This window comes from Nocardioides pollutisoli (assembly GCF_040045055.1).
Classification (GTDB): domain Bacteria; phylum Actinomycetota; class Actinomycetes; order Propionibacteriales; family Nocardioidaceae; genus Nocardioides; species Nocardioides tweenelious.
This window is the reverse complement of sequence record NZ_JBDZDU010000001.1, coordinates 1,384,627-1,397,882: the sequence shown is the minus strand read 5'-3', so window position 1 is coordinate 1,397,882 and position 13,256 is coordinate 1,384,627. Positions and strand designations below refer to the sequence as shown.

At 70.9% G+C, this 13,256-nt stretch carries 10 protein-coding genes; 6 read left to right on the top strand and 4 right to left on the bottom strand.

The annotated features are described in order from the left end of the window. The first annotated feature begins 60 nt into the window (after positions 1–60). Both ABLE68_RS06870 and ABLE68_RS06865 read left to right on the top strand, forming a co-directional pair. The gene (locus ABLE68_RS06870) at positions 61–1,533 is read left to right on the top strand and encodes a calcium-binding protein (RefSeq protein WP_348870568.1); all 1,473 of its coding nucleotides are present in this window, start codon (positions 61–63) and stop codon (positions 1,531–1,533) included. 237 nt (positions 1,534–1,770) lie between these two features. Further along, entirely contained in the window at positions 1,771–2,988 is a 1,218-nt protein-coding gene (locus tag ABLE68_RS06865; protein WP_348870567.1) for a zinc metalloprotease, read from the top strand. A gap of 57 nt (positions 2,989–3,045) precedes the next feature. Here ABLE68_RS06865 and ABLE68_RS06860 read toward each other — a convergent pair whose 3' ends face one another. Further along, positions 3,046–3,699 carry a dihydrofolate reductase family protein gene (locus ABLE68_RS06860; RefSeq protein ID WP_348870566.1) on the bottom strand — a complete coding sequence of 218 codons (654 nt, stop codon included), beginning with the start codon at positions 3,697–3,699 and terminating at the stop codon, positions 3,046–3,048. A 37-nt stretch (positions 3,700–3,736) separates the two neighbouring features. On the opposite strand from ABLE68_RS06860, the gene ABLE68_RS06855 reads away from it, so the two are divergent. The 4 genes from ABLE68_RS06855 to ABLE68_RS06840 all read left to right on the top strand — a co-directional run bounded on the left by ABLE68_RS06855 (position 3,737) and on the right by ABLE68_RS06840 (position 7,003). Beyond that, positions 3,737–4,876: a GTPase family protein gene (locus ABLE68_RS06855; RefSeq protein WP_348870565.1), complete on the top strand. Its 1,140-nt coding sequence runs from the start codon at positions 3,737–3,739 to the stop codon at positions 4,874–4,876. Further along, the gene (locus ABLE68_RS06850; protein WP_348870564.1) at positions 4,873–5,493 is read left to right on the top strand and encodes a class I SAM-dependent methyltransferase; all 621 of its coding nucleotides are present in this window, start codon (positions 4,873–4,875) and stop codon (positions 5,491–5,493) included. The genes ABLE68_RS06855 and ABLE68_RS06850 overlap by 4 nt, the downstream gene beginning before the upstream one ends. A 7-nt stretch (positions 5,494–5,500) precedes the next feature. After that, positions 5,501–6,187, top strand: coding sequence for an NAD-dependent deacylase (locus ABLE68_RS06845; protein ID WP_348870563.1), 687 nt, complete (start codon positions 5,501–5,503; stop codon positions 6,185–6,187). Between the two features lie 102 nt (positions 6,188–6,289). After that, positions 6,290–7,003 (top strand): LolA-like protein, encoded by a 714-nt coding sequence (locus ABLE68_RS06840; protein WP_348870562.1) that lies wholly within the window; start codon positions 6,290–6,292, stop codon positions 7,001–7,003. Between the two features lie 3 nt (positions 7,004–7,006). Here the strand turns inward: ABLE68_RS06840 and treZ are convergent, their stop codons facing one another. Genes treZ through glgX form a run of 3 tightly spaced genes read right to left on the bottom strand, consistent with a single transcriptional unit; the run spans position 7,007 to position 13,157 of the window. Beyond that, entirely contained in the window at positions 7,007–8,752 is a 1,746-nt protein-coding gene (gene treZ / locus ABLE68_RS06835; protein ID WP_348870561.1) for a malto-oligosyltrehalose trehalohydrolase, read from the bottom strand. Then, on the bottom strand, positions 8,749–10,995 hold the full coding sequence (gene treY, locus ABLE68_RS06830) for a malto-oligosyltrehalose synthase (RefSeq protein WP_348873237.1): 2,247 nt from the start codon (positions 10,993–10,995) through the stop codon (positions 8,749–8,751). Before treY ends, treZ begins: the two co-directional genes overlap by 4 nt. A gap of 5 nt (positions 10,996–11,000) precedes the next feature. After that, positions 11,001–13,157 (bottom strand): glycogen debranching protein GlgX, encoded by a 2,157-nt coding sequence (gene glgX / locus ABLE68_RS06825; protein ID WP_348873236.1) that lies wholly within the window; start codon positions 13,155–13,157, stop codon positions 11,001–11,003. Positions 13,158–13,256 lie beyond the last annotated feature (99 nt).

Genomic DNA, 13,256 nt, shown 5'->3' with positions numbered 1-13,256 from the left:
CCGGTCCGATGCGCCCGGGCTAGCCTGGATCTTTCCTCTACTACCTCTGGCGGCACCTCTGTGAGCCCGTACTCCCGCGCCTGCCTTGCCGGCATTCCCGGCGCTGCCGCTCTGGCCATGCTGCCCTCGGTGCTCCTGAGCCCGGCGGAGGCGGCCACCCCCACCTGCCACGGTGCGAGGGCGACGATCGAGGGCACCTCGGGTCCGGATCACCTGGTCGGCACCTCCCACCGGGACGTGATCGTCGGTCTCGGCGGTGACGACACCCTCGCGGGTCTCGGCGGCAACGACCTGCTCTGCGGCGGGACCGGGGACGACCACCTCATCGGCGGACCGGGGGACGACCAGCTGTACGGGCAGCTCAACCGGCCGGCTACCAACCAGGGCTTCTACGTCTACGACGGCGACACCCTCGAGGGCGGGCCCGGCGACGACCTGCTCGACCAGGGCACCGAGACCCGGTCCGGCTCCATGGAGAAGCCCAGCCGCGACAGCACCGAGACGTTCTCCTGGATCAACAGCACCACCGCGGTGCACGTCGACCTGGCCAAGGGCGTGGCCACGGGCGAAGGTCACGACACCCTCGTGCTGAGCAAGGCGCCCGTCCACATCACCACGCTCGGCAGCCGTCACGACGACGTCATCCGGGGCAGCCGGGAGAAGGACGTCATCTACCCCGAGGACGGTGACGACCTCGTGCACGCCGGTGGTGGGCGCGACATCGTCTCGGAGTTCTATCCCGACTTCGCAGGCGACGGTCCGACCGGCGACGACCGTGTCTACGGCGACGGGGGCCACGACCTGATCGACCTGCGGGAGGGTGACGACGAAGGCCACGGCGGGCCAGGTCCCGACGAGGTGGACACCCGCGGCCAGGGGGAGATGCACGGCGGACGCGGTGACGACGGACTGCTCACCGACGGCGGCAACGCGGTCCTCAAGGGTGACGGAGGCGACGACCTCATGGTGGTCCGGGGCTGGGACGCCACCCACCTCGTCGAGGGCGGCACGGGCACCGACTCCCTGCGCCTGGGAGCCCGTGGATCCGAGGTCCACGCGGACCTTGCCGCCGAGCGGGTCACCGTCGACGGTGTCACGGGTGCCGTCACCGGAGTCGACGGCCCCTGGTGGGTCGAGGCGCCTACCGGCCAGACGGTGAGCGTGCACGGGACCGACGGCGCCGACGAGATCCGTCTGACCACGCTCCGCTATGACGAGTCCCAGCCGTACGACGACTTCACCGTCACGACGGGCGGCGGGTCCGACAGGGTCATCGCTGGCGCGTTCCACTCGGTCACGCTCGCTACCGGCGCCGGCGACGACCGGGCCTCGTTCCAGAGCCCGAACGACATCACGGTCCACCTCGGAGTCGGCGACGACACCGTGGCGACGCACCTCAGCTTTGCCTCGGACCTGGACCGAACCGCCCAGCGCTCCTACGACGGCGGTCCCGGCAGAGACACCGCCGACCTGCACCGCTACCCGGGGGACAGCTGCACGAGCATCGAGCGGGGCGGCGGCTGCCCACCGTGATCGGCTCGCGACGTCAGCCCCGCCGGAGGCAGACGCCCGACTGGTCGCCGTTCCCCTGGTACCACTAGCCGGTGGTGGTGCAGAGGACTTCCGGCACTGCATGAAGATGGCACCGACGTACTAGCCAGGACGAGTCGTCGGCCCCTGCCCGGCACCCTCAGGGGCCGCACACAGTGAGGTCATGACCGCTGACCCCACCTCGACCCCCACGCCGTGCCGCGGCTCCTGGCTCACGCCATGAGCACCGCGGTCCGCGCGTGGGTGGCCGGGCTGTCGGCCGTGGGCCTGCTGAGCGTCGGGGTCCTCCCCTCGCCATCACCCCGGGCGGTGACGGCGCAGCCGTCGGCGTCGCCCGCCTCGGTCGTCATGCGGGACCCGCAACCACCCCGAGCAGCTGCCCGTGCCCACGTGGCGCTGGTCAGACCCGCGGCGCGCACGTTCCGTCTGCACACCCGCGCGCGTGCTGCGGTGACGATCTATCTCGACTTCACGGGCAGCACGACCGAGAACACCCGGTGGAACGAGGCCTACACCGGTGGTGACGTCATCGACTCGACCCCGTTCGACCTCGACGGCGACCCCACCAGCTGGAGCACCACCGAGGACGCGTGGATCCAGCAGGTCTGGCTCGCCGTCGCCGAGGACTTCTCGCCGTTCGCCGTCGACGTCACCACCCAGCCGCCCGGCACCGCCGCCCTGCGCTACGGACGGCCCGGGGACCCGAGGTACGGCGTCCGCGTCGTCATCAGCCCCGACCACGCGTGGTACTCGACCCGGCTCACGGGCGGTGTGGCGCAGATCGGCAGTACTGGTGTGCTCATCACCCCACGAGGCGTCGACGAGCCCGCCTTCGTCTTCGCCACCGGAGCGATGCTCACCAGCGCCACGTACCTCGCGGACGCGGCGTCGCACGAGGTCGGTCACACCTTCGGTCTGTGGCACGACGGCGTCCTGCCGGAGTCGCCGACGAGCAACTCGGGCTACACCACCGGGAACGGCACCTGGGGCCCTCTCATGGGCGCGCCGTACGCCGACGCCTACAGCCAGTGGAGCAACGGCGACTACCCCGACGCGAACAACCACGAGGACGACCTCGACATCATCGCGGCACACGCCGGCCGGGCCGTCGACGAGCCGGACCTCCGGGCTCTCGAGGACGCCGGCCAGCTCGCCGGGACCATCAGCGCGCCGGACGACGTCGACCGGGTCCAGGTCGTCGTGCGGAGCCCGGCTACCGTCACGCTCGTCCTCGGCAACGCCGTCGGCCCTCCGGTCGCAGACCTCGAACCTCGCCTCGTCCTGCGCGACCCGTCCGGAGCCGTCCTGGCGTCCCAGACCGGATCGGGCGGCGACCCCGCCTCGGTCGAGCTGGCCCTGGAGCCGGGTCGCTACCTCGTCGAGGTCAGCGGGGCAGGCGACGACCAGGTCCCGGGCTACGGGTCGCTCGGCAGGTAGGACCTCACGCGTCGCGACGCTCCAGCGTGATCCTCGACCTGCACCGGTCCCGAGACGTCAGTCCCGCCAGAAGAGGTGGTGCACGACGCTGCCGCCGGGGCTGGGCACGACGTCGCGGTGGTAGCGGTCGAGCAGGTCGTCGGGCGAGCTCCAGAAGCGCGAACCGGCGCCGAGCTCGACGGGGGAGACCGCGACGTGCAGCGTGTCGATCAGACCCGCGTCGAGGAACTCGCGGATCGTCGTCGCGCCACCGCCCAGCCGGACGTCCTTGCCGTCGGCGGCCTCGAAGGCCTGTGCCAGGACCTCCTCGGGCGAGCCGGTGACGAAGTGGAACGTCGTGTCGGTCAGCGTCAGTGGCGGCCGCTCGTGGTGGGTCATCACGAAGACCGGGGTGTGGAACGGCGTCTCCTCGCCCCACCAGCCCTCCCACTCGGGGTGGTCCTCCCACGGCCCGCGGTAGGGGCTGAACTTGTTGCGGCCCATGATCTCGGCGCCGATGTTGCGGTGGAAGTCGCGCACCAGGTAGTCGTCGAGGCCGCGGCTGCCGCCGGGGTCCGCGCGGTTCGGCCAGCTCGCGGTCGCGCCCGCCCAGGCCATCAGCTCGCCCGGGTTGGCGTGGCCGAACGGCGTCTCGAGGCTCTGGCCCTCGCCCGCGCCGTACCCGTCGCTGGAGACCACGAAGTTGTGCACGCGCACCATTTGGTTGTCCACGGGACACACTCTTGCGCACTCCTGAGACGCTGGGCACATGGCAAAGCTGCCGAGCGCGACCGACGACTGGTTCGGGAAGGCCTTCTCCAGGGCCTGGAAGGACAAGGCCGAGGAGATCGGCCGCTTCAACCTGGCCATCTTCGGCAAGACGGGCGTGGGCAAGTCGACCCTGGTCAACGCGATCTTCGGCACCGAGATCGCGGCCACCGGGATCGGTGCACCCGTCACCCGCGCCGAGCACCTCTACCTCCACCAGAGCGGCACGCTCGGGGTGCTCGACACCCGCGGGCTCGAGGTCGGGCGCGACAACGCGGCGCTGATCGCCGAGCTCGAGGACTACCTGCGCGACATGCGTCGCAAGCCGCTCGCCGACCAGATCCACGTCGCCTGGTACTGCGTGCGCTCCGGCGACCGTCGGTTCGAGGACACCGAGGCCGACTTCATCCGGGCGCTCCACGGCCTCGGTCTCCCGGTGATCCTGGTGCTGACCCAGGTGCCCCGGTCGGGGGACCGCGTCCACCCGGACGCCGAGGCGCTCGCCGCCCGGATCGCCGACCTCGGGCTGCCGATCGCCGACGGGCTGATCCACTACACGATGGCGCTCGAGGACGAGTTCAGCGGGCAGACGGCGTACGGGCTGCAGGAAGTCCTCGATGCCACCTTTCGCGGTGCTCCGGACGGAGTGGCCCACGCTCTCACGGCGGCGCAGACCATCGACTTCCAGCGCAAGCGCGATCGCGCAGAGGCTGCGATCAAGCTCGCGACGGGTGCTGCGACGACCGCCGGAGCCTCCCCCATCCCCTTCTCCGACGCCGCCATCCTCGTCCCCCTCCAGCTGACGATGATGGCGTCGATCGCCGTCACCTACGGGATCTCCATCGAGCGCTCGACGGCCGCGTCGATGGCCGCGACCGCAGCGGCGACGACGATGGGGCGCTCGCTCGTGGGCAACCTGATCAAGTTCGTGCCCGGCGCGGGTACGGCGGTCGCCGGCGGGATCAACGCCACGATCGCCGGCACCTTCACCTTCGCGATGGGCCAGGCCTGGCTGCGGGTCTGCGAGCGGTTGGCCCGCGGTGATCTGCGCACCGTCGGCGGGGCCCTCGACAGCGACTCGATCCACCGGCTCTTCATCCAGGAGTTCAAGTCCCAAGCCAGCCGGCGCAGGACCGCATGACCAGCCGCTGGGAGCGGATCGCCCGGGAGACCGTGGGCGATCACTACGCCACGACGTACGCCGAGCGGTTCCGCGCGATGGCCGCGCGCGGCGACGACATCCACGGGGAGGCCACCTTCGTCGGTGACCTGGTCGCACCGCCCGCGCGGATCCTCGACGCGGGCTGCGGCACCGGGCGGGTCGCCGTACGCCTGGCGGAGCTGGGGTACGACGTGGTCGGGGTCGACGTCGACGCGACCATGCTCGACGTCGCGCGGGCCGAGGCGCCCGGACTCGACTGGCGGCTCGGCGACCTGGCCTCCTTCGACCTGGGTGAGGAGTTCGACGTGGTGCTGGTCGCCGGCAACACCATCCCCCTGCTCGAGCCCGGCACGCTGCCCGACGCCGTCGAGCGGCTCGTCGACCACCTGGTCCCCGGCGGGGTCGTGGTCTGCGGCTACGGCATCGACGCCGCCCACCTGCCGGGCGACTGCCCGGTCACCCCGCTCGCCGACGTGGACGCCGCCTTCGGTGCGCACGGTCTCGACCCCGTCACGCGCTACGGCACCTGGGGTGGCGGCGCCTTCGACCCGGCGGACGGCTACGCCGTGACGCTGTACGCCGAGCCTCGGCGATGATGTCCCGATGAAGATCGTCGTCCTCACCGGCGCCGGGATCTCCGCGGAGAGCGGCGTCCCGACCTTCCGCGACGCCGACGGGCTCTGGGAGGGCCACCGGGTCGAGGACGTCGCGACGCCGGAGGCCTACGACCACCAGCCGACCGCGGTGCACCGGTTCTACGACGCCCGCCGCGCCGCCCTCCACGCCGTCGAGCCCAACCCGGCCCACCTCGCCCTGGCGCGGCTCGAGGCCAGCCTCGGTGACGACCTGCTCGTCGTCACGCAGAACATCGACGACCTCCACGAGCGCGGCGGCGCGACCCGGGTCCTCCACATGCACGGCGAGCTGCGCTCCGCGCTCTGCCGCGGGTGCGGCGCCCGCATCGAGTGGCTCGGCGACCTCGTCGACTTCCCGCCCTGCCCGCGCTGCGGGGTCAGCGAGCTGCGGCCCGACGTGGTGTGGTTCGGCGAGATCCCCTACGAGATGGACCGGATCCTGGTCGCCCTCGAGCGCGCCGACCTGTTCGTCTCGATCGGCACGTCCGGCGCGGTCTACCCGGCCGCCGGCTTCGTGCAGTACGCCGCGGACCACGGCGCCCGCACGCTCGAGCTCAACCTCGTCCCGAGCGACGGCACCCACCTCTTCCACGAGGCCCGTCACGGGTCGGCATCGGTGCTGGTGCCGGAGTGGGTCGACTCTCTGCTGGGATAGTCACGGACGTTCGGACCCATTTCTCTGCGTCAAGGTGGTCCGATCGTCCGTGACTACCCACCGGCCGTCTGGCACGGTGGGTCGCCTACTCGAGGAGGACGCGTGAGAACGATCGGACTGATCCTGGCCGGTGCGGGACTCGCCGCAGGCCTGACGGCCTGCAGCGGCGGCAGCGACGACAACGGCTTCGGCGACAAGTCGGCCGAGGACATCGCGAAGACGGCGAAGGCCGACATGGCCGACCTGACCTCCCTGAAGGTGTCAGGCACCATCACGTCCGAAGGCAAGGACACGACCCTCGACCTGCAGGTCGGCGAGGACGGCAACTGCACCGGCTCCATCGCGGTCGACGACGGCACCGCCGAGCTCCTCGGCGTCGACGGCACCGTCTGGATCAAGCCCAACGAGGCCTTCTGGCGCACCTCGGCCGGCGACTCCGCCGACCAGATCATCTCGCTGGTCGGCGACAACTGGGTCGTGCTGCCCGCCGAGGACGACTCGTTCGACGAGTTCTGCGACGTCAGCAGCCTCCTCGAGAACCTCCTCAAGGACGACACCGAGTCCGGTGACTCGACGTACACGAAGACCGGCACCGACGAGGTCGACGGCCAGGAGGTCGTCAAGGTCGACAACAAGGACTCCAAGGGGACCTCGACCGGCTACGTGCTGACCGACGACCCGCACTACCTGGTGAAGGTCGAGAAGACCGAGGGCGACGACACCGGCAGCGTCACCTTCTCCGCCTTCGACGAGAAGTTCGACGTCGCTGCCCCGCCCGACGACGAGATCGTCGACCTGAGCACCCTCGCGGGCTGACGCTCAGCCGACCACGGCGCCGGCGTGCGGCGGCAGGACCAGGCGTACGCCGTCCAGGCTGACGCCCGCGCCGGTCTCGAAGAGGAGCTCGCCCGGACCGTCCAGCTCGACGACGACCTCGGCGTCGCCGAGGTTGAGCGCGAGGTGGATGTCGCCGCGCCACATCTCGAAGAGCCGCGCGTCGTCGTCGACCAGGCAGAGGTTGTTGGCGAAGGACGGGTCGCTCAGCTGGGGCAGCTCGCGGCGGAGTGCGGCGAGCCGGCGGTAGACGTCGAGCAGCCGGGCGTGGCGACCGGTGTCGAGCTCGGCCCAGTCGAGCTTGGAGCGCACGAACGTCTCGGGGTCCTGCGGGTCGGGCACGACCGCCGGGTCCCAGCCCATCCGCTCGAACTCCGCGATCCGGCCCTCCGCCGTGGCCTTGCCGAGCTCCGGCTCCGGGTGCGAGGTGAAGAACTGGAACGGCGTCGACGCCGCCCACTCCTCGCCCTGGAAGAGCATCGGCGTGAACGGGCCGGCCATCGTCAGCAGGGCAGCACACGCCAGCTGGTCGTCGTCGAGCGTCTCGGTGATCCGGTCGCCGACGGCGCGGTTGCCGATCTGGTCGTGGTTCTGGCTCGCGACCACGAGCCGCCAGCTCGGCATCTTGTCGGTGTCGATCTTGCGGCCGTGGTCGCGTCCGCGGAAGGAGGAGTAGGTGCCGTCGTGGAAGAAGCCGCGCTCGATGACCTTCGCCAGCGCGTCGAGCGGCTCGAAGTCGGCGTAGTAGCCGGTCGTCTCCCGCGTCAGTGCGACGTGGACGGCGTGGTGGAAGTCGTCGCTCCACTGGGCGTCGAGCCCGTAGCCGCCGGCTTCGCGCGGGGTCACGAGCGTCGGGTCGTTGAGGTCGGACTCGGCGATCAGCGTCAGCGGACGGCGCTGGTGTGCCGAGAGTGCGGCCACCTCCACCGCCATCTCCTCGAGCAGGTGCACGTCGGAGGAGTCCTCGAGCGCGTGCACGGCGTCGAGCCGGAGCCCGTCGACGTGGTAGTCCGACAGCCACATCTGGACGTTGTCGAGGATGTAGCGGCGTACGGCGTCGGAGCCGGCGCCGTCGAGGTTGACCAGGTCGCCCCAGGTGTTGCTGCCGCTCTTGAGGTAGGGACCGAAGAGCGGCAGGTAGTTCCCCGAGGGACCGAGGTGGTTGTAGACCACGTCCTGGATGACACCGAGGCCCGCGGCGTGGCAGCCGTCGACGAACCGCTGGTAGCCCGCGGGACCGCCGTACCCCTCGTGGACGGCGTGCCACAGCACCCCGTCGTAGCCCCAGTTGTGGGTGCCGTTGAAGGCGTTGACCGGCATCACCTCGACGAAGTCGACACCGATGTCGCGCAGGTGGTCGAGCTTGGTCAGCGCGGCGTCGAAGGTGCCCTCGGGGGTGAAGGTCCCGATGTGGAGCTCGTAGATGACGGTGCCCGCGAGCTGGCGGCCGGTCCAGCCGGAGTCCTGCCACTCGTGGAGCGTCGCGTCGTGGGTGCGGGACAGCCCGTGCACCCCGTCGGGCTGGCGGCGCGACCACGGGTCGGGCCGGGGCGTCTCGTCGTCGTCGAGGAGGTAGCCGTAGTCGACCTCCTCGCCCTCGGGGTCCGGGACGGGTCCGACCGGCGACCACCAGTCGTCCTCGTCCTTGACCATGTCGATGGTCTCGCCGGCGGCGACCAGCCGCACGCGCGCTGGCCGGGGGGCCCAGACGTCGAAGGGTCCGTAGCTCATGCGTCTTCCTTCACCAGCAGGGCGACCGGGTGCTCGGAGAGCAGCTCGGCCAGTGACGTGGATGCGGGGCGGTCGGTGAGGACGTCGCGCCACGATCCCGCGGGCAGCGTCAGCTCCGTGTCGTCCCAGCCGCGAGCGGCCAGCCCGACCGGGAGCCGGGTCGCGACGGTGATCGCGCCACCGCGGTCGAAGGCGAGCACGTGCGCGGCGGCCGGTCCGGTGGCCGGCACGGCGGCGTACGACGTGAAGAGCTCGGGCCGGTCTCGTCGCAGGGTCAGCGCCGCCCGGGTCAGCTGCAGCTTGGCCGCGGCGTCGTCCTCGGCCGTGCCGGCCAGCACCTCGGCGCGGTGGTCGAAGTCGACAGGTCGCCGGTTGTCGGGGTCGACCAGGGACTGCTCCCACAGCTCACTGCCCTGGTAGACGTCGGGCACGCCGGGCATGGTGAGGGCGACCAGCTTGGCGGCCAGCGCGTTCGACCGGCCGGCCTCGTCCACCGCCGCGAGCAGGCGGTCGAGCACGCGTCGTACGCCGTCACTGTCGAAGGCCGCGTCGACCGCGGCGTGCACCGCGGCCTCGTAGGCCTCGTCCGGGTCGGTCCAGGTGGTGCGGTCGCCGGCCTCGCGCATCGCCTTCTCGGCGTAGCCGTGCAGGCGCTCGCGCGACGCGGGCCACGCGCCGAGGATCGCCTGCCACAGCAGGGATCCGAACCCCGGGTCGGGCAGGGGCGCCAGCTCGAGGAGCTCCTCGAGCGCGGCCGCCCAGACCTCGGGGACCTCGGCCAGCGCGGTGATCCGGGCGCGCACGTCCTCGCCGCGCTTGGTGTCGTGGGTCGAGAGCGTGGTCATCGCGTGCGGCCAGTCGGCCTGCCGGGTCGCCATGGCGGAGTGGAAGTCGTCGACGCCGACCGAGAAGACGCTCGGGTCGCCGCCGACCTCGTTGAGCGAGGTGAGCCGGGAGAAGCGGTAGAACGCACAGTCCTCCACGCCCTTGGCCATCACCATCCCGCTCGTCTGCTGGAAGCGTCGGGCCGGCGGCGACCAGCCGTCGCTGAGGATCGGGTGGAGGACGTCGTACGTCGGCGCCAGGTCGGGCCGGTGCTCCCGCGCCAGGGCGAACGCCTGCTCCAGGTGCTCCAGGCCCTCGGGCAGGTAGGACCGGTAGACCGGGAAGCAGGCGAGCAGCTCGGCGATCGCGTCCTCGACGGCCGTGAACGGCGCCTCGGTCGTCATCCGCCGGACCTCTCGGGTGATCCGCCGGACCTCGGAGTGCAGGATGCCGTCGGCGACCTCGCGCTTGGTGCCGTGGATCATCGTGGCCCAGTCGACCGAGTGTCCGCGCAACCGCGTCTCGAGCTCGTCGAGGGGCTGCTGCCCGGCCGGGTCGGTGAGCACGCGGTCGACGAGACCGAGCGCGTCGTAGCCGGTCGTGCCCTGGGTCGCCCAGTCGGCGGGCAGGGACTCGCCGGGCTCGAGGATCTTCTCGACGAGCACGTACGCGTCACCGGTCAGCAGGGCCAGGTCGTCGAGGTAGCGCTTCGGGTCGCGCAGGCCGTCGGGGTGGTCGACCCGGAGCCCGTCGACGAGCCCCTCGTCGAACCAGCGCCGGATCTCGATGTGGGTCTCGGCGAATACCTCCGGGTCCTCGACCCGGACCGCGGCCAGGCTGTTGACCGCGAAGAAGCGTCGGTAGTTGAGGTTGTCGTCGGCCTCCTGCCAGTTGACGAGACGGTAGTGCTGCTCCTCGTGGGTGCTGGTGCCGGGCGCGAGCGGGAAGCGCAGGTCGTGGTACCAGAGCTCGCCGCCCTTGACCTGGATCGCGTCCTCGTCGCCGTCGCCGACGACCGGGATCAGCAGCTGACCGTCGCCGGCGCCCCACTCGATGTCGAACGCCGTGGCGTGCTCGGACTCCCGACCGTGCTGGAGCACGTCCCACCACCACGCGTCCTCGGCCGGGGTGGCCACGCCGACGTGGTTGGGGACGATGTCGACGAGCACCCCCATGCCGAGCCGGCGCGCCTCGGCCGCGAGGGTGCCGAGCCCCTCGGCCCCGCCCCGGGACGGGTCGACGTGGTCGAACGCGACCACGTCGTACCCGTGCGTGCTCCCGGGCTCCGCCGCCAGGAGCGGCGACAGGTAGACCCAGTCGACCCCGAGGTCGTGGAGGTAGCGCAACCGCCCGGCGGCGGCGAACAGGTCGAAGTCCTCGGTGATCTGGAGCCGGTAGGTGCTGACCGGAGCCTTCATCGCGCTCACGAGTTCTGGGTCAGTGCGGCGACCGACGCGGCGACCGAGTGGTCCGGCTCGGCCTCGGGTTCGGTGAACTCCCGGAGCACGATCAGGCTGCGGTGCTCCATGTGGATCGTCGTGCCGGCCTTGCAGACCTCGGTCTCGTCGGCCGAGCCGCCCGTGTCGATCACGATGTCCCACGCCGCGGCGTACTCCTCCGGGGGCAGGGTCACCTCCGCGGGGCCGTCGGCGTTGAAGTAGATCAGGAAGTGGTCGTCGCTGATCGCTTGGCCGCGGGCGTCCTTGCCGGCGATGCCGTCGCCGTTGAGGTACATCCCGATCGCCTGCGCACCACCGTCCCAGTCGCCGTCCTCCATCGGCCGGCCCTCGAGGTGCAGCCACACGATGTCGTTGAGGCGCTCGCCGTCGCCGGTGCGGACCGTCGTACCGGTGAAGAAGCGCTTGCGACGGAACGTCGGGTGCGTACGCCGCAGCCGGATCAGCGCGGACGTGAACTCCATGAGCGGCTTGTCGGCCTTGTCCCAGTGCATCCAGGCGATCTCGGAGTCCTGGGCGTAGGTGTTGTTGTTGCCGTCCTGGGTCCGGCCCATCTCGTCGCCGTGCAGGATCATCGGGACGCCCTGGCTGAGCAGCAGGGTCGCGAGGAAGTTGCGCTGCTCGCGGGCCCGGAACGCCTGGATCTCCGGGTCGTCCGTGGGTCCCTCGACGCCGTGGTTCCAGGACCGGTTGTGGCTCTCGCCGTCGTTGTTGTCCTCGCCGTTGGCGTCGTTGTGCTTCTCGTTGTAGGACACGAGGTCGCGGAGCGTGAAGCCGTCGTGGGCGGTCACGAAGTTGATGCTCGCCACCGGCCGACGGCCGGAGTGCTCGTAGTAGTCGGACGAACCGGCCAGACGGGACGCGAACTCGCCGAGCGCGGGCTCGCCGCGCCAGAAGTCGCGGACCGAGTCGCGGTAGGCGCCGTTCCACTCCGTCCACTGCGGCGGGAAGCCGCCGACCTGGTAGCCGCCGGGGCCGATGTCCCACGGTTCGGCGATCAGCTTCACCTGGCTGACGACCGGGTCCTGCTGCACGAGCTCGAAGAACGTCGCGAGCCGGTCGACCTCGTAGAACTCGCGCGCCAGCGTGGAGGCGAGGTCGAAGCGGAAGCCGTCGACGTGCATCTCGGTGACCCAGTAGCGCAGCGAGTCCATGATCAGCTGCAGCGAGTGGGGGTGCCGGACGTTGAGGGAGTTCCCGGTGCCGGTGTAGTCCATGTAGAACTGCTGGTCGTCCTCGACCAGGCGGTAGTAGGCCTCGTTGTCGATGCCGCGGAAGCTCAGCGTCGGGCCCAGGTGGTTGCCCTCGGCGGTGTGGTTGTAGACCACGTCGAGGATGACCTCGATGCCGGCCATGTGCATGGCCTTCACCATCGACTTGAACTCCTGGACCTGCTGGCCCTCGCCGCTGGCGGCGTACGACGCCTCGGGCGCGAAGAAGCCGATCGTGTTGTAGCCCCAGTAGTTGCGCAGCCCCTTCTCGAGCAGCGTGCTGTCCTGGACGAACTGGTGCACCGGCATCAGCTCGATCGCGGTGATCCCGAGCTTGGTGAGGTGCTCCGTGACGGCCGGGTGCGCGAGCCCGGCGTACGTGCCGCGGATCTCCTCGGGCAGGTCGGGGTGCAGCTGGGTCAGCCCCTTGACGTGGGCCTCGTAGATGACCGACTCGTTGTAGGGGATGTCGAGGCGGCGGTCGCCCTCCCAGTCGAAGAACGGCGTGATCACGACGCTCTTCATCATGTGGGCGGCGGAGTCCTCGTCGTTGCGCGACTCGGGGTCGCCGAAGTCGTAGCCGAAGAGCGACTGGTCCCACTCGATGTCGCCGGCCGTGGCCTTGGCGTAGGGGTCCAGCAGCAGCTTGTTGGGGTTGCAGCGCTGGCCCTTCTCGAGGTCCCACGGTCCGTGCACGCGGTAGCCGTAGTGCTGCCCCGGCTGCACCGACGGCAGGTAGCAGTGCCAGACGTAGGCATCGACCTCCGTGAGCTCGACGCGCGTCTCCTCGCCGGCCGCGTCGAAGAGGCACAGCTCGACCCTCTCGGCGACCTCGCTGAAGATCGCGAAGTTGGTGCCGCTCCCGTCGAACGTCGCCCCCAACGGATATGCCTGACCCGGCCAGCTCTCCACGACTTCCTCCACCACGTAGACCCTCCCTTGGAACGTTCAAAGGATGAGTACCCCGCCAGGGTGTCCGCTGAACCTCCCCTTGTCGACCCCGGGAACATC

Excerpts from the sequence above, each read along its gene's own strand:
- ABLE68_RS06865 (WP_348870567.1), top strand. The coding sequence starts at position 1,771 with ATGAGCACCGCGGTCCGCGCGTGGGTGGCCGGGCTGTCGGCCGTGGGC.
- ABLE68_RS06855 (WP_348870565.1), top strand. The coding sequence starts at position 3,737 with ATGGCAAAGCTGCCGAGCGCGACCGACGACTGGTTCGGGAAGGCCTTC.
- ABLE68_RS06850 (WP_348870564.1), top strand. The coding sequence starts at position 4,873 with ATGACCAGCCGCTGGGAGCGGATCGCCCGGGAGACCGTGGGCGATCAC.
- ABLE68_RS06845 (WP_348870563.1), top strand. The coding sequence starts at position 5,501 with ATGAAGATCGTCGTCCTCACCGGCGCCGGGATCTCCGCGGAGAGCGGC.
- treZ (WP_348870561.1), bottom strand. The coding sequence starts at position 8,752 with ATGAGCTACGGACCCTTCGACGTCTGGGCCCCCCGGCCAGCGCGCGTG.
- treY (WP_348873237.1), bottom strand. The coding sequence starts at position 10,995 with ATGAAGGCTCCGGTCAGCACCTACCGGCTCCAGATCACCGAGGACTTC.